Annotated in this window: 18 protein-coding genes; all 18 read right to left on the bottom strand. The window is 45.4% G+C overall.

Going from position 1 to position 21,385, the window contains the following annotated elements; all coding sequences use genetic code 11:
- Window positions 1-52: 52 nt before the first annotated feature.
- The 18 genes from IGJ17_RS01715 to IGJ17_RS01630 all read right to left on the bottom strand — a co-directional run bounded on the left by IGJ17_RS01715 (window position 53) and on the right by IGJ17_RS01630 (window position 21,380).
- The gene (locus tag IGJ17_RS01715; protein ID WP_005227180.1) at window positions 53-1,012 is read right to left on the bottom strand and encodes a LacI family DNA-binding transcriptional regulator; all 960 of its coding nucleotides are present in this window, start codon (window positions 1,010-1,012) and stop codon (window positions 53-55) included.
- 13 nt (window positions 1,013-1,025) lie between these two features.
- Window positions 1,026-4,316, bottom strand: a complete 3,291-nt coding sequence (locus IGJ17_RS01710) for a GH36-type glycosyl hydrolase domain-containing protein (RefSeq protein ID WP_429946984.1) — start codon at window positions 4,314-4,316, stop codon at window positions 1,026-1,028.
- 15 nt (window positions 4,317-4,331) lie between these two features.
- Window positions 4,332-6,482, bottom strand: coding sequence for a glycoside hydrolase family 3 N-terminal domain-containing protein (locus IGJ17_RS01705; RefSeq protein ID WP_086316814.1), 2,151 nt, complete (start codon window positions 6,480-6,482; stop codon window positions 4,332-4,334).
- Window positions 6,483-6,488: 6 nt separating this feature from the next.
- Complete coding sequence (locus IGJ17_RS01700; RefSeq protein WP_005232373.1) at window positions 6,489-7,268, bottom strand: endonuclease/exonuclease/phosphatase family protein; 780 nt, start codon at window positions 7,266-7,268, stop codon at window positions 6,489-6,491.
- The gene (locus IGJ17_RS01695) at window positions 7,265-8,179 is read right to left on the bottom strand and encodes an acetylxylan esterase (protein ID WP_429946983.1); all 915 of its coding nucleotides are present in this window, start codon (window positions 8,177-8,179) and stop codon (window positions 7,265-7,267) included. The genes IGJ17_RS01700 and IGJ17_RS01695 overlap by 4 nt, the downstream gene beginning before the upstream one ends.
- Entirely contained in the window at window positions 8,172-8,774 is a 603-nt protein-coding gene (locus IGJ17_RS01690) for a DUF624 domain-containing protein (protein ID WP_005232377.1), read from the bottom strand. The genes IGJ17_RS01695 and IGJ17_RS01690 overlap by 8 nt, the downstream gene beginning before the upstream one ends.
- Window positions 8,775-8,787: 13 nt before the next feature.
- On the bottom strand, window positions 8,788-8,931 hold the full coding sequence (locus IGJ17_RS01685; protein ID WP_016619626.1) for a hypothetical protein: 144 nt from the start codon (window positions 8,929-8,931) through the stop codon (window positions 8,788-8,790).
- 359 nt (window positions 8,932-9,290) lie between these two features.
- Window positions 9,291-10,892, bottom strand: a complete 1,602-nt coding sequence (locus IGJ17_RS01680; protein WP_008376282.1) for a sugar ABC transporter substrate-binding protein — start codon at window positions 10,890-10,892, stop codon at window positions 9,291-9,293.
- A 14-nt stretch (window positions 10,893-10,906) separates the two neighbouring features.
- Window positions 10,907-11,788: a carbohydrate ABC transporter permease gene (locus IGJ17_RS01675; protein ID WP_005227173.1), complete on the bottom strand. Its 882-nt coding sequence runs from the start codon at window positions 11,786-11,788 to the stop codon at window positions 10,907-10,909.
- Between the two features lie 11 nt (window positions 11,789-11,799).
- Window positions 11,800-12,711 (bottom strand): ABC transporter permease, encoded by a 912-nt coding sequence (locus IGJ17_RS01670; RefSeq protein ID WP_005232388.1) that lies wholly within the window; start codon window positions 12,709-12,711, stop codon window positions 11,800-11,802.
- A gap of 352 nt (window positions 12,712-13,063) precedes the next feature.
- Complete coding sequence (gene ruvB / locus IGJ17_RS01665; protein ID WP_005227171.1) at window positions 13,064-14,065, bottom strand: Holliday junction branch migration DNA helicase RuvB; 1,002 nt, start codon at window positions 14,063-14,065, stop codon at window positions 13,064-13,066.
- 14 nt (window positions 14,066-14,079) lie between these two features.
- Complete coding sequence (gene ruvA / locus IGJ17_RS01660) at window positions 14,080-14,670, bottom strand: Holliday junction branch migration protein RuvA (RefSeq protein ID WP_005232405.1); 591 nt, start codon at window positions 14,668-14,670, stop codon at window positions 14,080-14,082.
- 182 nt (window positions 14,671-14,852) lie between these two features.
- Window positions 14,853-15,284, bottom strand: a complete 432-nt coding sequence (msrB, locus tag IGJ17_RS01655; RefSeq protein WP_061053658.1) for a peptide-methionine (R)-S-oxide reductase MsrB — start codon at window positions 15,282-15,284, stop codon at window positions 14,853-14,855.
- Window positions 15,285-15,372: 88 nt separating this feature from the next.
- A complete protein-coding gene (locus IGJ17_RS01650) occupies window positions 15,373-15,771 on the bottom strand; it encodes a GFA family protein (protein ID WP_005232409.1) in 399 nt (132 codons plus the stop codon).
- Window positions 15,772-15,773: 2 nt separating this feature from the next.
- A complete protein-coding gene (locus IGJ17_RS01645) occupies window positions 15,774-16,334 on the bottom strand; it encodes a Maf family protein (RefSeq protein WP_429946982.1) in 561 nt (186 codons plus the stop codon).
- Complete coding sequence (mutL, locus tag IGJ17_RS01640; protein WP_429946981.1) at window positions 16,331-18,439, bottom strand: DNA mismatch repair endonuclease MutL; 2,109 nt, start codon at window positions 18,437-18,439, stop codon at window positions 16,331-16,333. The genes IGJ17_RS01645 and mutL overlap by 4 nt, the downstream gene beginning before the upstream one ends.
- A gap of 15 nt (window positions 18,440-18,454) precedes the next feature.
- Entirely contained in the window at window positions 18,455-21,007 is a 2,553-nt protein-coding gene (gene mutS / locus IGJ17_RS01635) for a DNA mismatch repair protein MutS (protein WP_429946980.1), read from the bottom strand.
- The gene (locus tag IGJ17_RS01630; RefSeq protein WP_008376299.1) at window positions 20,991-21,380 is read right to left on the bottom strand and encodes a YlbF family regulator; all 390 of its coding nucleotides are present in this window, start codon (window positions 21,378-21,380) and stop codon (window positions 20,991-20,993) included. Before IGJ17_RS01630 ends, mutS begins: the two co-directional genes overlap by 17 nt.
- Window positions 21,381-21,385 lie beyond the last annotated feature (5 nt).

The following is a 21,385-nucleotide window of genomic DNA, read 5'->3' as shown; positions in this document are numbered from 1 at the left end:
ACAGCGTACCTTGTTCGAGGCTTTTTCAACTATTTTTCCTTTAATTGATCAATTAAATAAATGATCCACCATCCACAAAAGTGGTATAAATATGCTCGTCCGCCACTGGTTCCCCTTGGATCGATTGTACGATTTTCTCAGCTGCCACCATGCCCCATCGATGTTTCGAATAGGAGATCGTCGCTAAGCGCGGCTGCACAAAAGCGCCTAATTCCGTGTTATCAAACCCGATGATGCGGATCTCTTTTCCGATGCGATAGTCGGTCTCGCGGACATATTTGTAGACACCGATCGCCATTTCATCATTGAAGGCAAAGATATCAATGGGAAACTGGGGATCATTTGCTAAGAGCTGTTTTGCCGCTCGATAACCAGAAGGTTCCGTGAAGTCACCAGGAATGACTTCATAAGGAATACCAAAGCGCGTCAATTCTTTCGTACTGGCTTCCAAGCGCTCCCGACTGTCGTAGCCTTTTTCTGGCCCTGCTAAGAGGAAGACTTTTTGGCTTTGTCCAGCGATCAAGCGATCGATCGCCAGCGCCGCCCCTCCTTTATTGTCTAACAAGACTTGATGGATATTTTCATGAGACAAGACACGGTCTAACACGACGATTTGATGTCCTCGTTGGGCGTATTGCTCGATTTCCTTTGCTGGAAACGTCCAATCCAAAATGATGGCACCGTCCACCATCCGCTCAGGAATAAACAAGTGTGATTTCTTGCCGCTGCAGACGATCATTTCATAGCCGAAAAGTTCCAACCCTTTCTTGATGCCATCTAGCAATTCCCCATAAAAACTTCCGGCATAATCGGCGAGATAAACACCGATGATGTTGGTTTGTCTGCGTTTCAGTGTGCGAGCAGCCATGTTCGGAACATAGTTCAATTCGTTTGCGATCGCTTGAATCCGCGCACGGGTTTCCTCGGTCACTTTTGGACTGCCATTCAATGCATACGAAACGGTGGATATGGAGACACCCGCTTTTTGGGCAATATCTTTGATTCCTACCATGGCTTCTCCTTTCTTAACGATAAATATCGATCGTATTGGTTTGGTTTTCGCTTAATTTGGCGCAAAGCGCTGCTTTCTTCAGGACAAACGCACCTTGGCGGTAGCGATTTTCCGCAAACTCAGTGGACATTTCTTCGCCGTTGATCAATATTTTCGGCGTACTTGACGAATGATAGACGATTTCGACCGGCCGATCATAGAGTCGATACGTCAGTGTCAATCCTGCTAATTCCGCTGGCAAGACGGGATCAAGTTCAACGTGATCAACAAAGGTCCGAATGCCTAACACATTGCTGATCAACTGATTCATATAGATCCCCGGTCCACTAGAATAGATGCGCCAGCCGCCTTTGACGCCGACTGTTGCCTCCTTAAGTTTACCAAAATTTTCTTGGGCTTCAACCCTTGTTTTGAAATCGCCATCAGAACTACTGAAATACGCATTTGCTTGACGGATTTCCGCATTTTCGACCCGTTGAGCGATTTGGATCGGATTGATGACCCCAAGTGCTTGCCAAGTCTCTTCTTCTCGACCTAATTTCGCCATGGCCTCTGTAAAGCGGATGTGGGCGTGAACGTACTGTAAACCGATTTCTCGTCCAAAATTGGCTGCTTGTTCTGCCCGCTTGAAGTTGGTGCTGACACCACCCGCATAAGTCGCTGGACGATTCATCAAGCGCACCCCATCTGGAAATTGCAAATGCTCCTTGATGATCGCCACATGATGATCGGCTTGTTCGGGAGATAACAGCTCGCCGATCATGCTTTGCTGCATCGGCAGCAAGCGGTATTGGATACCGGTTTTCTTGTCAGTCGGATGGACCATCAGTTCCACGTGCTCGCTATCTTCCATATAGACAAATCCTGGCAAAGTCCCATCAGCTAACATGTATTTTTCAAAGTCATGTTTGATTCCCGCAGACAGTTCCGTTAAATGTTTGGCATACTCTGGGTCAACTGACTGCAACTGGTTGGCTAATTTTTTCAATACTTCATAGGTCAAGGCAACGGTCCAGCTGCTGGCCATTTGTTTCTTCAACTTACTGTTATTTGGCTGCAAGGTGTCATCCCAATCGCCATCACCATAACAAGACAGGTACGTTCCTTCCAAAAAGTTCGCTTCGATATACGCCACTTCTTTTTTCAAATGATCAAACAAAGAAGCATTGGTTCTGGTTTTCAAGAAGGTTGTGCGATCCGTATAAGGCAGTTCTTTTTCCAAAATCGCAAAATCTTTGGTTTTTTCGAGATAGTCACTAACGACTTTCATTGGCCAGACAATCACATCTCCGTGGCTCTCATCAGCTTTTTGTTTCTCATAGCGATCAAACATAAACCATTGTGGCCAGTTGCCGTCATCTGCAAATTGATTTTCAAACAAATGCTCGATGATGGATGCCACCATCTCAGGACGATTAAGTGCTAAGAAATACTCAGTCGGTCCTTGGGAAACGTCTCGAGTCCCCCAAGCAGCACCACCGTACTGTTCAAGGCCATGAGGAGACAAGTAATGAACAAGCATATTATGGGTGTACCAACGTGCCAAGTGATTGAAGGATGCGACGTCCGCCTGCGAATGTTTCAATTCAAACTGATTCAACAAATCATCGACAAAGGCCGTATAGGCAGTGTCTTCTTGCTGGCGATCTAATGTTTCGGAAACAAAGGGTTCACCAGTCAGTGTGCCTTGGATCACGAAGGAAACCGTCGCCTGTTCTGCAAAGGTCAATACGGTCGTGCTATCGTCGGCTGCCACATTGAAAATCGTTTCATCGGTCAGTTCAAAAGGTTGAGCCGCATGGAGATAATACGTCAATTCTGGATAAGTTTCCGCAATCGGTGAATCCGCTGTTCCTTTGATGGTGAGCAATTGTTGATCTTGCGAAATGGTAGCAGTCGGTACAGCTTCATCGATCCCCATCACAAATTGATTAGTGATGGCCCAGGTGTAGGCACGACCTTGTTCACTAGTGATGGTCGTTGCAATCGTGCGTCCATTTGCTTTCGTGAAAGTCGTTACTTGAATGACATCATCTGCTGTTTTGTAGTACCACGTCGCCGAATTCAAGCCCATTTCAAAGACAGATGGCATCGTTAAAATCCGCCATTGATCGCCGTCTTTCAAATAGATCCGCTGACCGGAACGTTTGAAAAGATTCAATGAGTTGCGGCTATTGCTCAACAATTTGTTCATGTTCGTATTGCCTAATACGATTTGGGAGTTAAACATCCCCGTCATGTAAACGGTCGTGCTCAAAATGGGTTGATCGACGATCAGATCTTGTCCGCTCATCAAAATATGTCCATGGGAGCGTTCCATCTGTCCTTCCTTTTCCTTCAACACGACATGGTGATAGTCAGGGGTAAAAAAGGAATACAGCTGTTCGTCAACGATTTCCACTGCTTCTTGCTGAGGAAATCGCTCGTTGATTTCTTCTGTGGTAAATGTCAGCCCTGTGAGCGGTTGATCAAAGTTTTTTCGTGGCTGCGCCGTTGCTTGCAACGAGTCGAAGGACAAGGCTTGATACGTTTCTTTCAACGTTTCAAGTGCAAACTGCGGTTCATTGACTGCCGTCGCTTGATTGGCTTTGACCGCTGCGTAAAAAACGATTTCCGTCGGTGTCTCACTTACCGACAACCATTGCGTTTGCAGTGCCGTATAAGCAAATTCGTATTGATATACTTCATTGGCTAATGTTTCTTGGCTAAGTGCAGCTGGTTGATTCGTTGCTTTATAGCTGCGACCGAAAAATTGATAGCCATCCGTCGAGAAGCCTTTTAAGGCTTGGAAGCTGCCTTGTTCCACCAGTGGAAATTGACCATTTTGTGGTTGATTTTGACGCGAAGAAAGCACGATGTGATCCTTATCATGGCTAACATGATGGTCGATATATTGCGAAACATAGGCTTCATTGGATTGAACAGCCCCTTTGGCGGCATTGCCAAGATCTTGTCCGTAAACCAGTTCCGCTTCCCCAGAACCACTCAATTGAACCCGCCAGAACCAGCAATCTTGGGCCAATTGGAAATCAACTTGGTAATCGATGGACTGGTACGTCCCAGTCCAAGTCAGCTGTTTGTCTGAGTAAGCAAAGGCACTGTCAGCATTTGAGCCGATCAAGGGAATAAAGTGCCATCCCCCCGCCTCACGCAGTCGTAGATAGATTTGATTCAAACTACCATCTAGCGCATTTCCGTTCAACTGATTGATCATCACACCGTGACTTTGAATCTCATATAAATCACCGTTTGGTAAAAACGTCACGGTCGTATTTTCATTATTCATCACTATTTTTTTCGTCATAGAAACCTTCCTATCTTACCTAACTAATTGCAGGGTTGTTTGTTGGGTGTCTCGGCTGTTCCCACCAATCATGATGTGGAATTTCCCTGGATCACTGCTTGCTTGTTGGTTGCTGTGAACATAGCGCAGCAGTTCTTCCGTGATCTCAAATTGAACGGTGGCTGATTCGCCAGCTTCTAGCCAAATTTTCTTAAAGCCTTTCAGTTCTTTCACTGGGCGAACCACTTCACCGACTAAATCGCGAATGTAGCATTGGACCGTTTCCCAGACCGCTGCTGTTCCTTGGTTCGTAACAGTGATGGATGCCGTGACTGTTTGATCTTTGGTCATGGTCGGCTGATCCAACGTCACCGTAGAATACGCAACTGGGCTATAGCTCAAGCCGAAGCCAAATGGATATTTGGCATAATTGGAGACATCCAAATATTTTGAGACATATTTTTCATCCGGTGCACTTTCATATGGACGACCGGTATTGTCAACGTTGTAATACACAGGGACTTGTCCAACGGTTTCCGGGAATGACATACTCAAGCGGCCGCTTGGATTGTATTCTCCCCACAAGATCTGAGCAAGTGCGTTTCCGCCTTCGGTTCCAGGGAACCAAGCCTCGACGATCGCTTTGGCTGCATCAACCCCTTGCAAGTCAAGAGGACGACCGTTATAAAGGGTTACGATCAATTGCTCGTTGTATTCTTTCAAGGTTTCAACCAAGGACAATTGGGCTTGCGGCAAGCGAATGTCGCTGCGACTGGCAGCTTCACCGCTCATCCATTCTTGCTCTCCTAGCGCTAAGACAACTTTATCCGCTTCTTTCACTAATTCGATCGCTTCTTGGATCGCTGCTTCAGACGGCGCAAAATAATCAAAGGGCTCTTGACCGATCAACAGATCCGCACCCAAGGATTGAGCCCCCGCCACTAACGTCACCACTTCTTCTTGTTTCCCTTGCCAAGACCAAGCACCTAATAGATCACGGGAGTGAGCACCCGGGCCCACAATCGCCACTTTTTCGGTTTTCTGCAACGGCAGGACACCTTCATTTTTCAACAACACCATTGATTTCTTTGCGATATCTCTGGCGATCTCTCGGTGTTCTTGAGACAGAACAGTGGCTGCTTCAGCGGCTTCATCAGCACCGCGGTATGGATTTTCAAATAGACCTAGTTCATTTTTCAAGGTCAAGATTCTTAGCACGGCTTCATCGACTAAGGCTTCCTCAACAGTGCCTTCTGCGATCAGCTCTTTCAAGTTATCAGTGTAGCAAGTCGTCATCATCTCGATATCGACCCCAGCTTTGATGGCTAATTCAGCGGCGTGTTTTTCATCTTCCGCTGCGCCATGGGCGATCACTTCTTTGATTGCTGCCCAGTCAGAGATCACAACGCCTTCAAACCCGAATTCTTCTCGCAAAACATCGCGGAAAAGCCAGCGATTGGCTGTTGCTGGAATACCGTCCACCGTATTGAAGGAGGTCATCACCAGTTTGGCACCGGCATCAAGGGCCGCTTTATAGCCCGGTAAATAACTTTCTCGCAGTTGGCGTTCTGACATATTGACCGTGTTGTAATCGCGACCGCCGATAGCCGCACCGTAAGCCGCAAAATGTTTGACACACGCAGCCACGCGGTTGAAATCTGTTCGCAGATCATCCCCTTGATAGCCTTTGACAAAGGCTTCAGCGAAGCGACTGTTCAAGTAAGGATCTTCCCCCGTCGATTCCATGACACGGCCCCAACGTGGGTCTCTTACTAAGTCCACCATCGGTGAAAAGGTCACATGCAAGCCAGAAACAGCTGCTTCTTTGGCAGATACTTCCGCCATCTTCTCCGCTGCTGCCAAATCCCATGAACTACCTAATCCTAATGGAATCGGAAAAATCGTCCGAAAGCCGTGAATGATGTCCGCCATCAATATCGTTGGGATATTCAAGCGGTTATTTTCGATATACTCTTTTTGGACGCGGATCGCTTCTTTTGCACCAGAAACACCTAGCGTTGTTCCCGCATTGTTGATGTTCTCTTGTGTCAGTCCTAAGTCGCCCATTGGGCCGGTTTTCTCTTCTGCTTTATCTGAATAAAAAGCCGCTGCCAGTTGCAGCAACTGATCGATTTTTTCATCTAAGGTCATTTCTGAAAGTAGTTCGGTTAATTTCTGCTGTTCCATTTTTATTCATCCTTTGCTTTCTTCAAATTGGACTTCTGCTTCTAAAGGAAAATGATCGGAGGGAAAACGACGATCACAAGAATCCGTTAGACAGGCGGTTTTGACCACCGTGAAGCCTTTCGTATAGATATAATCAATTTCTTCTAGTTCTTGCCATGGTAACGTATAAATAAAATTTTGATAGGAGCCTTTTGGCCCGTGATGGGGCTTCTGTCCATGTTCTTTGGCATTTTGAAAATGTTGCTCTAAGTACCGATGCACCCGCTCGGTTGGCTCCGCATTCAAGTCGCCCATCAGCAATACAGGATAGCGTTCGATTTGATCTGCCAGCTGCTCAAAGATCACTTTCATCCCTTCAAAACGAGCCATTTCTGAAATATTATCTAAATGGGTCGTGATGACAAGAAACGGCGGATTCTTTTTTTCCTGTAAGACTGCCCAAACACATAAGCGTGAATACGCAGCTTCTGGATGAATACTTGGTTCAGTCGGTGTCAATGACAACCAAAACGAACCTGAAGCTAATAACTCGAAAGCCTCTTTTTGATAATACAGTCCAATGCCTTCGCCTAAGCCATCACCATCTCGTTCAGCCGTGACGGAAGCATACTGCGCTAACTTTGCTAAATCTGCAAATTGGCTGGGACGAGCTTCTTGGATCGCCAGAACATCCCAGTCGTAGTAATCGATCAAGGAGCAAACCGCCTCCGATCGATAGTGCCATTGCCATTCTTGGTCATAGTCGGTATCGACTCGTAGATTGTAGGTTGCTACTTTCATCTTCATTCATTTCCTTTGAGTAATTTTTTGATTTGCTGCATTTCACGACGGATTTGTTTCGCTTCGCCGCCGCCATGCCCTTTATTTAAGTAAATACGCAATTCTTTCGGTCCAGGAATCTTTTTATAGGAAACGAAGAAATCTTCCATGGGACAGATTGGATCAGCACTGCCGACCGATGTATAAACAGGACCAGTTATCTGATGAGCAAAATACTTCAAATCAAAATAACTCATGACTTGATAGATCGTTTCCCGCATTTCTGGAAATTGTTCGATATACTCTTGAATCACATGGTAACTTCCTGTTTTTTGTTCGATCCGATGGACAAGATTGGAGTGGCTTGGCACATCGGCAAACGTCGCAAAAATCGGGACGTTCGTTAATGCGTTGACCAATAAGGCGATGCCGCCGCCTTGTGAGCCGCCTCTTAAAATAATGCGCTGCGGATCGATTTCCGGTATCTGTTGAAGGACTTCTAGTGTGCGCAAACTATCTGCGACCAATCGCTTCATATAAAAATCTTCTTTTTTCAAGATGCCGCGTCCAAAAGGTGCTTCATGCTGCGTGGTTTCATAAGGAACTTGATCTTGCGTGCGTCCCCCTTGTCCACGATTGTCGATGACAAGACAGCCGCAGCCGATCAGTAACCAATGAGCGAATTGGAACGGTTCTTGCATATGATTCATATAGCCTAAAAAATCAATCACGATTGGACAATCTGCCGCTTGTTCTGGCAGCAGCAGATGCCCATAGATCGTTTCATTACCAAGACTTTGAAAAGAAATCGTAAAACAATCGATCCCTTTCAGCAAAGGCGCTTGTTTGGTTCTTTCAAAGGCTAGCGGAAGGGCGTCAAGTTCTTGTTGGACCGAAGCCCAAAAGCAGGATCGATCAATTGCGGTCGATTCAGTCATTTGTCTCTTCCCCCTTCGCTAATACTTTATTGAAAAACAACACCTGTACAAAGGCTGATCCTGAAATGCCTAAACAAACAAATAAGAATAGGTTTACTTTGCTGCACAATACAAAAACAATGATTGGGATCACCAGTAAAATGATCGCATTCGCCGTACTGCTAAGAACCGCATACGCCGTTTCTTTCGCTGTTTCTTGCAATGATTGCGCAAACAAGCTGTACAAGAGAACGAACACGACGAGATACAGCGCAGCCAAGCTGACGAGGATCACGGCTAAAACGCCAAAGTAAGGTGTAAGCATCATCAAGGAATAGATCAAACCGGCAAAGACTGCGACATACGCAATAACAAGACCTTCTAAGAAGAGACCACGTTTGAGGTTGCTTAAGAATGCTTGCTTGTATCGTTGCCAAATCGGGACATCTCGTTCCTTGTACAATTGATCGATCGTCTGATACAGCGCGATCAATGCTGGCCCTGCGAGAATCAGCGTCATTGCTGGAATCATAAAGAGAAAACTAACAATGATCATATCTGCTAGAAAAGCAAAGACCCGATAGTACCATCCTTCATAAGAAAATAGTCGATTCATTATGATCCTCCAATCAAAACTTGCTGATTTGTGCTGCGGGTGCTGCGTAAACCTGTTTCTTGCCTTCTTGTGATTTTGGGTCGTTTCTCAACGTACGGGTTTCTGGGTTGCAGGTCTCACTACGTGAGCCAATCGCAGTGATTCTTTGTACGGACACTACGCTCCCTGCAGTCGCCTAGTACTTTGAAACATCAAATTTTGCGCAAAGTGCGCGCAAAACCTGTGTTTCTTTGGTTGGTCACTACGCTCCTTACAGTCGCCTAGTACTTTTCATCATCTGCTCGTCTCCGCTTTCGCTTCGCCTACAGTTGCACTAAGTAAAACACACTAAGTGCAGCTTGCATGTCTCACTACGCGAGCCAATCGCAGTGCTTCTTTGTATGGACACTACGCTCCCTGCGGTCGCCTAGTACTTTTCATCATCTGCTCTGTCTCACTACGTGAGCCAATCGCAGTGATTCAAAGTAAAGGGAGAGGAAAGGTCTTTTTTTGGCTTCCTTTCCTCTCCTATGGGGGTTATTCTAGTCGTTCGCGGTTTTCGGCCATTTTTTCAGTTTTAATGTCTTTGATTGCGTCCCAGTTGTTTGAATCTAAGAAGCTTTCAAAGTCGGTTAGTGTGCTGTCAAATGTTCCTTCATCTTTTGAACGAATCAATGAGATGATCGTGCTGTTGATTTTGGTTTTGATGGCTGTGTTTGAACGTGCTTCTGCAGTTCCGGCATCTGGATCCGTATTTTCGATCACAAAGTGTGGATACAATTTGCCTTCGCCCCATTCTTGCATTTGAGTCAACGCATTTTCAGTTTTGACTTTCAGTGCATTGACACGGTCATTGTTAAAGTAGTTGAAGCGGCTGATACCATATTTTTTGTTGTAGCCTTCGTTGTCGGTTTGTTCCATTTCTTTGATTTCTGGCAAGTAATCGATTTTGCCTTCATCGTTGTATTCATACGTCACGCCTTCAACACCGAATTTTGTCAAAATTTGTCCTGGTTCATCGATCAAGTACGTGAAGAGTTGGGTTACTTTTGCTGGATCCGCCGCATCTTTTGTGATGTAGTTGATCAACCAGCCAGAGATTCCTGTTTGGTTCAAGGTTGCTTCACGACCAGAAGTGCTGGCAGGTCCGTCGATTGCGATGTACCGCGTGTCAGAGTTTTTCATGAATTCAGTGAAGTTCCCACCTTGTCCGCTCGTTCCTGCGACTAAGATCGTTGCATAGTCCCCTTGTTTTACTTTTTCATCATAGGTTGGACCGTCATCGGTAAAGCTGTCATCACTGATGTTGCCGTCACGATACACTTGATTAAAGGTTTTCAACCATGAGATATATTCTTCATCTAAGTTACGATCGTAGAAAGCACCATCTTCATCTTCTAACGGAACACCTAAGAAGTCTTGCAATTTATCTAAGAATGGTCCTGCTGTTTCGCCGATCGTTGTGAAGCCCATTGGTGTCAAATCAGGGAATTTCTCGCTGATTTCTTTCATGACTTTCACATAGTTTTCTGGAGTCGAAACATCTGGTTTGCCCAATGCTTCATAGACATCTTCACGGATCACAAAGTTATCGTTGACGGGAATATTGCCGCTTTCGTAGTCCGCTGCTGTGTTGGAATAGTTTGGATAGCCATAAGTTTTGCCATCATCTAAAGCAAACCATTTGAAGGTATCTTCGGTCACGACATTCATCAAATACGGATCGTATTGTTCCGCTAAATCGTTTAATGAGTATGCCCAGCTATCAGCTTTTGTGGCTGCTTGACTGGTTTTATCCATCAACGTCACGATATCAGGCATATCACCACTTGAAATCAAAGCATTTAATTTCGAATCATCACCTGAAATAAATTCAATATCAATGTTCAAATCTTTTTTGATTTGGGCTGTCGTCACATCTTCACCAAATGGCAAAGCTGTCCAGTCTGAATTGATGTACCATGTGATCTTGGTTGGTTCTTCTTTGGTATCGAGTTTCCATGCTGGTGTCTTTTCATCTAACTCATACCGATCTTTGATAGAAAAATCCGAACTGCTGGCATTGTCTGAGCTGCCGCCACATGCTGCTAAGCTAAGTAATGCTGATGCTGCCAATAAACCGCCTACTACTTTTTTCATGTCTATCCCTCTTTCTATTCTTTTACTGCACCGGCCATCATACCGCCGATAAAGTGTTTTTGAAGCAATGGATATATAATTAAAATTGGCACTGTCGTGATGACGATCGTAGCCAACTGAACCCCACGGGTCGTTGCTTGGACGATAAAGTCGGTACTACCGCTTTCAGTCATCGTACTCAAGTTGGATTGGACGATGATTTCATAAATCTTCATTTGCAGCGGATAGAGATACTCTTTTGTGATATACAGTTTTGTTGTCATAAAATCGTTCCATTGGCCAACCCCGTTGAACAAGATGATGGTTGCCAGTGCCGGTTTCGTTAATGGTAAGAAGATTTTATAAAAGATTTGGAATTCACTTGCACCGTCGATCTTCGCCGATTCTTCGAGTGAAGGCGGAATCTCACGGAAAAAGTTCATTAAAATCACGACATCATAATAGCTGAACAAAGCTGGAATAATGTAGACCCAGAAAGAATCCAGTAATCCTAGCGAGCGAATCAGCAAGTACGTTGGAATCATCCCACCACTGAAGTACATGGTGATGACCCCCATCGTTGTATAAATGTTGCGGCCAACCAAGCGTGATTTACTCAATCCGTAAGCCACGATCGCACAAAACAAGGTATGGGTCGCAGCCCCAAGAACCGTTTTTAACACTGAGATCAAGAAGGCACGGGGGATACTTGCGTCGGAAAAAACTTTCCGATAGTTTTCCCAGGTAAAGCCTTTGGGCCATAACACGAGGCCGTTGCCCGCTAATCCAGAACTAGAAGACACGGAGGAAACCAAGATATTCCAAATCGGTACAATGATCATTAACGAGAATAAAATCAAGATCACGGTATTGAAGAAGTAAAACCACGTGTTTTCTTTTGCTTTTCTTTTGATCATGTTTTTTCCTCCTATAAGATAACTGAATTGCCGTTGTTCAACTTGCGGGTCACTCGATCCGTGATCACCAATAAGATGACGGAAATGACCGCGATCCCCAAGCCGACAGCAGTTGCATAAGAGAAATCACCTTGCGTCAACCCCATTTTATAAACAAAGGAGTTGATAACTTCTGAACGGTTTTGGTTCTGTGAATTCATCAAAACTAATGTTTGATCTAGGTTTGACCCTAAGATACCGCTCACATTCAGAATCAAGTTTAAGGAGATGATCGGTGTCAGTAATGGCAATGTGATCGAACGAATCTGTCTTAGCTTGCTGGCACCATCGATTCGTGCGGCTTCATAAAACGTTGGATCGATCCGCGACATACCTGCCAAGTAAAGAATCGTTCCCCAGCCGACTTCTTTCCATAGATCAGAAAGGACCGCGATCCACCAATATTTGCTTGGATCCAATAGATGATTGACCCCTTTGTCCATCAATCCTACGGACATCAACACTTGGTTGATAAAGCCGTTCGTTGACAGCCAAGAGATCATCATCCCACCTAGCACGATCCATGAGAAAAAATGGGGAATGTATGAAACCGTTTGAATAAATTTCTTCAAGCGGCCATCTTGCATTTCAAAAATCATAATGGCTAACACAATCGGGATCGCAAAACCTAATCCTAATTTCAATAAGCTGATGGCTAACGTATTTCTAACTGCTTCCCAGAAAAAACTGTCATTCATAATGATACGGAAATTCTCTAACCCAACCCATGGTGCTGATGAAATCGTGTCAATCACCGTATAGTTTTTGAAAGCGATTATAATTCCGTAGATCGGAATATAATTAAATACGATCATAAATGCCACGCCGGGAAAAACCATCCAGTGAAGCTGCCGTTGACTATAAAACTTTTGCAGTTTACTCATACACAAAATCTCCTTCTTTCTATCCTCGCAACACTACGTATATCTCCACACTTCGGTGAAACGTTTCTACAAAAAGATTATATCCGCTGCCATTCGAAAATGCAAGCCTTTCCAATTATTTTTTTCAGGTTTTCTTTTTTCACAAATTTCGTTGAGTTCCTCACAAACATAAAAGCTATTATATCAACATTTTTATAAGAAATAATTTCTCCAAACACTTCCTTTTAATCAAATTTCACAAATGATGTATTTTTTCAACATCTATTGATCCTCAGGAATCATTAAAAAATAAAAAGAAACGTTTCACCAAAAGCGCAAAAAAGCAGCAATCATCGCTGATTGCTGCTTCCTTCTATTCACTTCTTTGGGGATAGCCAAAATGGTCATAGGCTAACGGTGTTGCGATCCGCCCACGCGAGGTGCGTTTCAAAAATCCTTTTTGGATCAAAAACGGTTCGTACATATCTTCCACTGTTTCGGTTTCTTCCCCGATATTGACAGCGATCGTACTTAATCCCACCGGGCCGCCTTGGTACAATTCGATCATCGTGCGGATCAATTTCTGATCGATATAATCCAAGCCAGCATGATCGACTGCCAAAAGCGCCAATGCCTGATCGGCAACGGTGCGATCGATCAACCCATCTGCTTGCACTTGCGCATAATCGCGAACTCGTTTAAGCAAACGGTTGGCGATCCGCGGGGTGCCTCGTGACCGACGGGCGATTTCGATCGCCCCTTCTTCCACGATATCCGTTTCAAAGATGGACGCAGTCCGCTGCACGATCTCTTTTAAATCATGGTCTTCATAATATTGCATATGAGAAATGATCCCGAAACGATCCCGTAGTGGCGCCGAGAGCATCCCCGCCCGCGTCGTTGCGCCGACTAAGGTAAATGGCGGGAGCGGAAAATGAACTGGGTGAGCCGTTGTCCCTTGCCCCACCATGATATCCACATAAAAATCTTCCATTGCCGAATAAAGCATTTCTTCGGCGACACGAGGCAAGCGATGGATCTCATCGATAAACAGAACATCCCCCGGCTGCAGCTCATTCAAGATCGCAATCAAATCCCCTGGTTTTTCGATCGCAGGACCGCTGGTCGTCTTGATTTGGACCTGCATCTCGTTGGCGATCACCATTGCCATCGTTGTTTTCCCTAAGCCTGGCGGACCATATAAGAGGACATGATCCAACGCTTCTTCTCGATTTTTCGCCGCTTGGATATAAATCGAAAGCTCCTGCTTGACTTTGTCTTGTCCGATATATTGGGCAAGGGTTTGCGGACGCAAGGATTTTTCGATGATCTCTTCTTGTTCTGTGCTTTCTGGCGAAACAATTCGTTCATCCATCGTCTACTTGCTCCTTACTTTTTCATCATCAATCGGAGAGCTTCCCGCAAGTACTCATCCGTCGATTTTGTCGTATTCGCCGCTAATTGTTTTTCGGCTTTCTTGACTTCTTTTTCGCTATAACCCAATGCTTTCAAGGCTTCCATTGCTTCATCTAAAGCAGTCGTTGCTACGCTTAGAGGAACGATCGCTTCTTCTCCAACCAGTTCAGCCACTTTGCCTTTCAAGTCTAGGATCATTTGCTGCGCCGTCTTTTTACCGACACCTGGGAACTTAGTCAAATAATTGACGTCCCCATTTTCGACTGCCGTGATCAACCCTGTATGGTCTTCATTGGCCATGATTGCTAACGCACTCTTGGGTCCAATACCTGAGACACTGATCAATTTTAAAAACAACTGCTTGCCTTCGATCGTGGCAAAGCCGTAGAGACTATGAGCATCTTCACGAATCACTTGGTGCAGATAGATTTTTACTTCTTGGTTTAACTTGCCGCTAAATGAATACGGATTGCCAAAAGCGATCTGATAGCCGATGCCATGGGTCTCAACGACGATATACGCCGGAAAGATATCCGTTACTTTCCCTATGATATATTCGTACATGTGCTTTCCTTTCTGTACATATGTTCCCTTTATTGTAGCACAGACGAGAGGGCAAAAAAAGGACTGTGAACGAAGGAAAAGGTTTAGCAGGAAACAAACGGAGGAAAAACCGTTGTTTCAGTCGCATTTTTTCAAACGAGACATGCTGCTGAATCTTTTTTTTCGCACACAGTTCCTAATACTTACTCAACGAGTGATTTGAATTCGCCATAGCCTTTTTCATCCATTTCTGCTAAAGGGATGAACTTCAATGCTGCCGAGTTGATACAATAGCGCAAACCGCCTTTGTCTTGAGGACCGTCTGAAAAAACATGTCCTAAATGAGAGTCAGCTTCTTTGCTGCGGACTTCTACCCGATGCATACCGTGAGAAAAATCGGCTTTTTCTTGAATATCTTGGCGACTGATCGGCTTCGAAAAGGAAGGCCAGCCACAACCGGCGTCATATTTATCAGTAGAAGCAAACAATGGTTCTCCGTTGACGATATCAACATAGATCCCTTTTTCATAAAAATCATCATACTCGCCAGTAAAGGGGCGTTCGGTTGCATTTTCTTGGGTCACCGCATATTCGATCGATGACAATTTTTCTTTTAATTCTTTTTTATCTGTCATTTTTTCACCTGCTTTTCCTCTAGACTCATCCTGTATGCTCTATCATGCCTTTTTTCTTAGCGAATGTAAAATGACTTGCTCAAATTGTTTAAGGGTTTTGCAGCTTTTGCCAACGAGTCGTTGGTTCCGCAAAATGGTAAAACTGCGGTTGGTCTTTTGTATAGATTTCTTCGGTTAAGACAGCTTCTGGCATGTTACCAAATAATCCAGCCGCAAAAAAATAGGTGTGTGCTTCTTTGAGGTAAAAGAACAGACTCGAGCCACATTGACTGCAAAATCCTCGTTGTGCCCACTTAGAAGAATCATAACGTCGCAGCCACTTCGCTCCTTGAAGAGCCATCTGGTTCTCAGAACATGGTGCAAGAGCAAACATCGGTCCGCCGTGAAATTTCTGGCAGAGACTACAATGACAAACCGTGATTTCTTTCGAAACTCCAGTCAAGTCAATCGTGACTTTGCCGCAAAGACAACTACCAGAAACATCCATCCTTATTCCTCCTCCATAAACTCTTGCAACAACTGATAGACCGTAGTGACAGGAAACCCTACAATTGTATAAAAATCGCCGTTTATCGATGAGACAAATACTTTGGCCGCCCCTTGGATCCCATAGGCGCCCGCTTTGTCTTGGTACTCATCTAAGGCAAGATACTTGTCGATCTCTTGATCGGTCAAGGAACGAAACACAACTTCCGCCGAAACCACTGCTTGGCGCAGCTGTTCGCCTTTTTGCAAAACGACGGCGGTATGCACCCAATGGGCACGTCCGCTCATTTTTCGCAACATCGAACGAGCATCTTCACGGTCGGCTGGCTTTCCTAAGATTTCTTCATCCACCACGACCGTGGTATCGCTCGCGATCACCAGATCTTCAGGATATGCTTGCGTAATAGCCGCCGCTTTTTCTGCTGCCATCCGTTGGACATAAGGGATCGCCGCTTCGTTTGGTCGGACCGACTCGTCGATATCCGCTGGTATGACCGCAAATTCCGGGACTAACTCCGCTAATAATTCTTTGCGTCGCGGCGACTGTGAAGCCAAAATAATCATTCCATGCCACTCCTTGCTCGATGAGGATCTTGAATCCGTTTGAACATCCGCTCCATGTCGCTGTTGGTGAAATGGATCAGCACCGGGCGACCATGGGGACAGTTGAAGGGATTCTCGCATTTCGCTAAATCTTGCAACAAGATCCGGGCTTGTGCTTCATTCAAATAATGATTGGCTTTGATGGATCGTTTGCAGCTCATCATGATCGCGGTTGCTTCACGAAACTTTTTGACACTGACACTTCCTGTCGTCAATAACATATCGATCATTTCGCGGATGATGGCTTCTTCTTCACCGCTAGGGTACCACGTCGGGTGCGCTCGGACGATGAAACTATTGGTCCCAAAAGATTCCAGATGGATCCCGACTTCTACCAGCTTGTCACTTTGTTCTTGTAATTGCAGTGCATCGCTGTTGGGATAATCCAAAACGATCGGCACTAACAACTCTTGCAGGTCATTGGTCACTTCGCCGATTTTTTCGCGGTAATACTCATATTTGATTCGTTCTTGTGCCGCATGCTGGTCGACGATATATAGCCCCGCCTCGCTTTGGGCAAACAAATAGGTCCCATGCATCTGCCCAAAATAATCCAGTTGGGGAAAACGCTCCTTCGCTGGTTCTTCTTCCAGCAACCGTTCGACCGTTTTCAGGTAGTTGCGGTCATCCCCATGTATTTCCGGGTGAAGAGTCGCTTGATTTTGCAGATCTTGCGCCGTAAGCTCTGGCGTCTCTTCCGAGAGAAAGGCTGGCGCTTCTAGCAGCGGCGCTTTTGTTTCCATCTGATCTTCCACAAATGGTTTTCGGACAGGCTTATTTGGCAGCGTCTCTTCCAAACTGCGAAAGGTTTCCTCGGTTTCTTCCAACAGGTTTTCGCTAGATTCCTGTGGCATTTCTGGAAGTTTTCCACCTTCCTCCACAGGTTTTTCCACAGAGTTATCCACAGTCTGTTGATAAGTACTGCCCTGAACCTCAAATTTCCCGGTTTCCCGATTATAAGACAACCCAGAAGTCGAATTTCCTGCTGACTCCAGTTCCAAGCCAAGCTGCTGGGCTTTTGGCTGATCGGCAACTTTTTTCTTAAACCGCAGATTGTCAGCCGCGTTAGGAATCAAATTGATTTCCCGCAGCGCCTCATTGATGGCTTTACTGATTAGTTTCGTTAGCTCTTCTTCTTTTGACAAACGAACTTCTTGCTTAGTCGGATGGACATTGACATCGACTAGCAAGGGGTCCATTTTGATTTCAAGGACAGCTAATGGAAAACGACCGACCATCAATTTTGACCCGTAACCGGCTACGATCGCTTTATTCAAAGCAAAGTTGCGAATATAACGACCATTGATGATCGTGGATAAATAGTTGCGGCTGGCTCGGGTGACTTCTGGCAGTGACACAAAGCCAGTGACTTTAAAGTCGAGGTCCTCAGTATCGATCGCAATCATTTTTTTGGCCGTTTCCACTCCGTAGATCCCGGCGATGGTTTGTTTTAACTGCCCACTTCCAGTGGTGCTCAACATCTTATTGCCTTCATGAACGAGGCGAAAAGCCACTTCTGGATGGCTCAGGGCGATCCGATTGACGATATCGCCGATGTTCGCAAGTTCCGTTTGCAGCGTCTTGACATATTTCAAACGTGCCGGTGTATTGTAAAAGAGGTTTTCGACAGTGATCTTGGTTCCTTGTCGCAAGTTGGCAGGCAGATGCTCTTCAACAGCGCCGCCTTTTAAGCGCACAAAGGAGCCTTGTTGGGCACCTTTGACTGCCGTTTCAATCGAGAGGATCGAAACCGAAGCGATACTAGGCAAAGCTTCCCCGCGAAACCCGAGGGTACGTATTCGAAACAAGTCATCTCGATTGTGGATTTTACTGGTGGCGTGGCGTTTAAAGGCAGTCAAGACATCCTCTTCTGCAATTCCTTCGCCATTATCGATGACTTGGATTTTACGCAAGCCTGCTTCTTCAATAAAAATATCGATTTGGGTACTGCCGGCATCCACGGCATTTTCAACTAATTCTTTGACGACAGAAGCCGGCCTCTCAACAACTTCTCCTGCCGCGATTTGGTTCGCCAGACGTTCGGATAGCTCTTGGATCTTTCCCATCTGCTGACCTTCTTTCTAAATTCGTTTTTGCAGCTCGTACAATGTATTCAGAGCATCCATCGGGGTCATTTCCAACAGATTCAATTTCTTCAATTGATCGATGACGCCGATTTCTTCCGTAGATACTTCACTAAACAACGACAACTGCTGACTTTCTTCGACGACTGGTTTTGGCTGTACCGTCGGTTCATGTTCTTCCAGCGCTTTTAGGATCGTCGCTGCGCGCTGTAAGAGTGCACTTGGCAGTCCAGCGATTTTGGCTACATGGATCCCATAGCTTTTATCTGCGGGTCCTTCCATCATCTTATGCAAGAAGACAACTTCGCCTTCTTTTTCAACGGCACCGACATGGACATTGCGTAAGTGTGCCAATTCCTCATCTAAAACCGTCAGCTCATGATAATGGGTGGAGAAAAGTGTTTTGGCATGAACTTCTTTGTGGATATATTCAATGATGGCTTGTGCCAATGCCATCCCATCATAGGTCGCAGTCCCACGCCCTAACTCATCAAACAAAATCAAGCTGTTAGGTGTTGCATGACGCAGCGCTTGGTTGGCTTCCATCATCTCTACCATAAACGTACTTTGACCGGCGATCAGGTCATCGCTGGCACCGATGCGAGTAAAGATCCGATCAAAAATCGGCATCTCTGCAGATTTTGCCGGTACGAAACAGCCGATCTGCGCCATAATGACTAGCAAGGCAAACTGCCGCATGTACGTACTTTTCCCAGACATATTTGGTCCTGTGATCAACAGGATCTCTGTTTCTTCATCCATCACGATACTATTTGGAATGTACTCTTGGTGACCAAGGACTTTTTCCACTACAGGATGACGGCCATCGATGATCGATACTGCTCGTTTTTTCGCTACTGTCGGCCGCACGTATTGGTAGCGTTCCGAAACCGTGGCGAAACTTTGTAAGACATCGACCGCACTGACGGCTTTGGCTAACTTTTGTAGACGTGTGATACTCTTTTTCACTTCTTCACGAACGTCAAGAAAGAGGCGATATTCCAAATCCACCGATTTTTCTTCGGCTTCTAAAATCAAAGTCTCCAGTTTTTTCAACTCGGGTGAAATAAAGCGTTCCGCATTGGCTAAGGTTTGCTTGCGCTCGTAGCGAGAGGTATCTAAATTCACTAGATTGGCTTTCGTGATCTCAATGTAATAGCCAAAGACGCGGTTGAACCCAACTTTCAGGTTTTTGACCCCCGTCGCTTGACGTTCGTTGGCTTCTAATTCCGCCAACCATTGCTTGCCATTACGCATCGCCGTACGGTATTCATCTAATTGTTGATGGAACCCGTCTTTGATGATGTTGCCTTCTGTGATCTGCAACGGGGCATCTTCATCGATCGCCGCTTCGATCAGTGCAACCAAATCATCTAAAGGCGTTAATTCCAGCAGCAAGTCATTCCACTCGCCACGGTTGATCCCCTGCAGCAATTGCGCGATCAAAGGCACTTGCTCCAAAGAAGATTTCAACTGCAGCAAATCGCGGCCATTGACATTTCCGAAGGCGACCCGTCCGACTAGGCGTTCCATGTCATAGACTTTCGTCAACGCTTCTTGCAGATCCGCTCGCTCAAAGAAACTGTCCAGTAACGATTGGACCATTTCTTGGCGGGCAGTGATTTTCTTTGGCTGGATCAAGGGACGATCCAACCATTGCTTTAACAAACGTCCCCCCATTGCGGTCTTTGTCTCGTCCAGCAACCACAAAAGAGTCCCTTGTTTTTTTCCGGTTCGAATCGACTGCGTCAATTCTAAGTTGAATTTGGAATAATGATCCATTTTCAAGGCATGATCCGGCTGATATTCCACGGCTTGCTGAATGTGGGCTAAACTGCGTTTTTGGGTAATCGCCAAATAACTTAGCAATTTCCCTGTGACTACTTTTTCTAACCCTTGGGAGAGAGGTTCCGTTAAAAATTGAAATTCGGCATTTTCTTCCAACGTTTCTTGCTTAGAAAACACGACATTCAAGCGATTGGTCAGCATCGTTTGCAATGATTCAGGAATCTCGCTGCACAAAACGACTTCTTTCGTTTGCAGAGCGGCGGCCTCATTGACGACGGCTTCTTCATCTTCCAATTGCGCTGCTTTTAATTCACCGGTACTTAGATCGACATAGGCAAAGCCAAAACGCTCCCCTTGCTGCAAAACAGCTGTTAAAAAGTTGTTTTCTTTGGCGGATAGGCCTTTACTGTCCATCACCGTTCCCGGCGTGATCAGTTGAACGACTTCGCGTTTGACCATTCCTTTGGTGGTTTTTGGGTCTTCCACTTGCTCACAAATCGCTACTTTGTAGCCTTGCTCGATCAAGGTGTCGATGTAATTGCTGGCGGCGTGGTAAGGCACCCCACACATAGGGATCGGTTCCTCCGCATTTTTGTTGCGGCTGGTTAACGTCAGTTCTAAAATTTGTGCTGCCTTGACAGCATCCTCATTAAATAATTCATAGAAATCTCCTAAACGATAGAATAAAAAAGCATCTTGGTACTGAGCCTTGATGCTTAAATACTGTTCCATCATCGGGGTATTTTTAGTTTTTTGAGGCATTGGTTTCATCCTCCTCGATGGCTTTATTCATTTTCTTTTGGATCTCCGTCGTGACATATTGCAGCAATTCATCTGCTTGCAGTAACGCTTGGCGATAAGCAACCACTAAGGGGTGCTGCTCGTATTCGTTTGTCAATGACGCATAACGCTGCTCCGCAGCTTTTTTTGCTTCGGGTTTCTCATAATGCTCAAATTGAACGATTTCTTTTTGCGCTTGCTTCAGCGCTTCTTCCAACTCCAGTAGCCCTTGGTTTTGCAAGGCTCGTACTTGAATTTCTTGAAATTCTTGAACGATCGGATGATTAGACAAAAGCTTTTGCAAAGCAGCCAACTCTTGGGCAACGTTTGATTCTTTGGTTAATTGCTCTTCCATGCTTC

This window comes from Enterococcus sp. DIV1096b, from assembly GCF_050498765.1.
Lineage (GTDB): Bacteria > Bacillota > Bacilli > Lactobacillales > Enterococcaceae > Enterococcus_D > Enterococcus_D entomosocium.
This window is presented reverse-complemented; position numbering and strand designations above follow the sequence as displayed.

Excerpts from the sequence above, each read along its gene's own strand:
- IGJ17_RS01715 (WP_005227180.1), bottom strand. The coding sequence starts at position 1,012 with ATGGTAGGAATCAAAGATATTGCCCAAAAAGCGGGTGTCTCCATATCC.
- IGJ17_RS01710 (WP_429946984.1), bottom strand. The coding sequence starts at position 4,316 with ATGACGAAAAAAATAGTGATGAATAATGAAAATACGACCGTGACGTTT.
- IGJ17_RS01705 (WP_086316814.1), bottom strand. The coding sequence starts at position 6,482 with ATGGAACAGCAGAAATTAACCGAACTACTTTCAGAAATGACCTTAGAT.
- IGJ17_RS01700 (WP_005232373.1), bottom strand. The coding sequence starts at position 7,268 with ATGAAGATGAAAGTAGCAACCTACAATCTACGAGTCGATACCGACTAT.
- IGJ17_RS01695 (WP_429946983.1), bottom strand. The coding sequence starts at position 8,179 with ATGACTGAATCGACCGCAATTGATCGATCCTGCTTTTGGGCTTCGGTC.
- IGJ17_RS01690 (WP_005232377.1), bottom strand. The coding sequence starts at position 8,774 with ATGAATCGACTATTTTCTTATGAAGGATGGTACTATCGGGTCTTTGCT.
- IGJ17_RS01680 (WP_008376282.1), bottom strand. The coding sequence starts at position 10,892 with ATGAAAAAAGTAGTAGGCGGTTTATTGGCAGCATCAGCATTACTTAGC.
- IGJ17_RS01675 (WP_005227173.1), bottom strand. The coding sequence starts at position 11,788 with ATGATCAAAAGAAAAGCAAAAGAAAACACGTGGTTTTACTTCTTCAAT.
- IGJ17_RS01670 (WP_005232388.1), bottom strand. The coding sequence starts at position 12,711 with ATGAGTAAACTGCAAAAGTTTTATAGTCAACGGCAGCTTCACTGGATG.
- ruvB (WP_005227171.1), bottom strand. The coding sequence starts at position 14,065 with ATGGATGAACGAATTGTTTCGCCAGAAAGCACAGAACAAGAAGAGATC.
- ruvA (WP_005232405.1), bottom strand. The coding sequence starts at position 14,670 with ATGTACGAATATATCATAGGGAAAGTAACGGATATCTTTCCGGCGTAT.
- msrB (WP_061053658.1), bottom strand. The coding sequence starts at position 15,284 with ATGACAGATAAAAAAGAATTAAAAGAAAAATTGTCATCGATCGAATAT.
- IGJ17_RS01650 (WP_005232409.1), bottom strand. The coding sequence starts at position 15,771 with ATGGATGTTTCTGGTAGTTGTCTTTGCGGCAAAGTCACGATTGACTTG.
- IGJ17_RS01645 (WP_429946982.1), bottom strand. The coding sequence starts at position 16,334 with ATGATTATTTTGGCTTCACAGTCGCCGCGACGCAAAGAATTATTAGCG.
- mutL (WP_429946981.1), bottom strand. The coding sequence starts at position 18,439 with ATGGGAAAGATCCAAGAGCTATCCGAACGTCTGGCGAACCAAATCGCG.
- mutS (WP_429946980.1), bottom strand. The coding sequence starts at position 21,007 with ATGCCTCAAAAAACTAAAAATACCCCGATGATGGAACAGTATTTAAGC.
- IGJ17_RS01630 (WP_008376299.1), bottom strand. The coding sequence starts at position 21,380 with ATGGAAGAGCAATTAACCAAAGAATCAAACGTTGCCCAAGAGTTGGCT.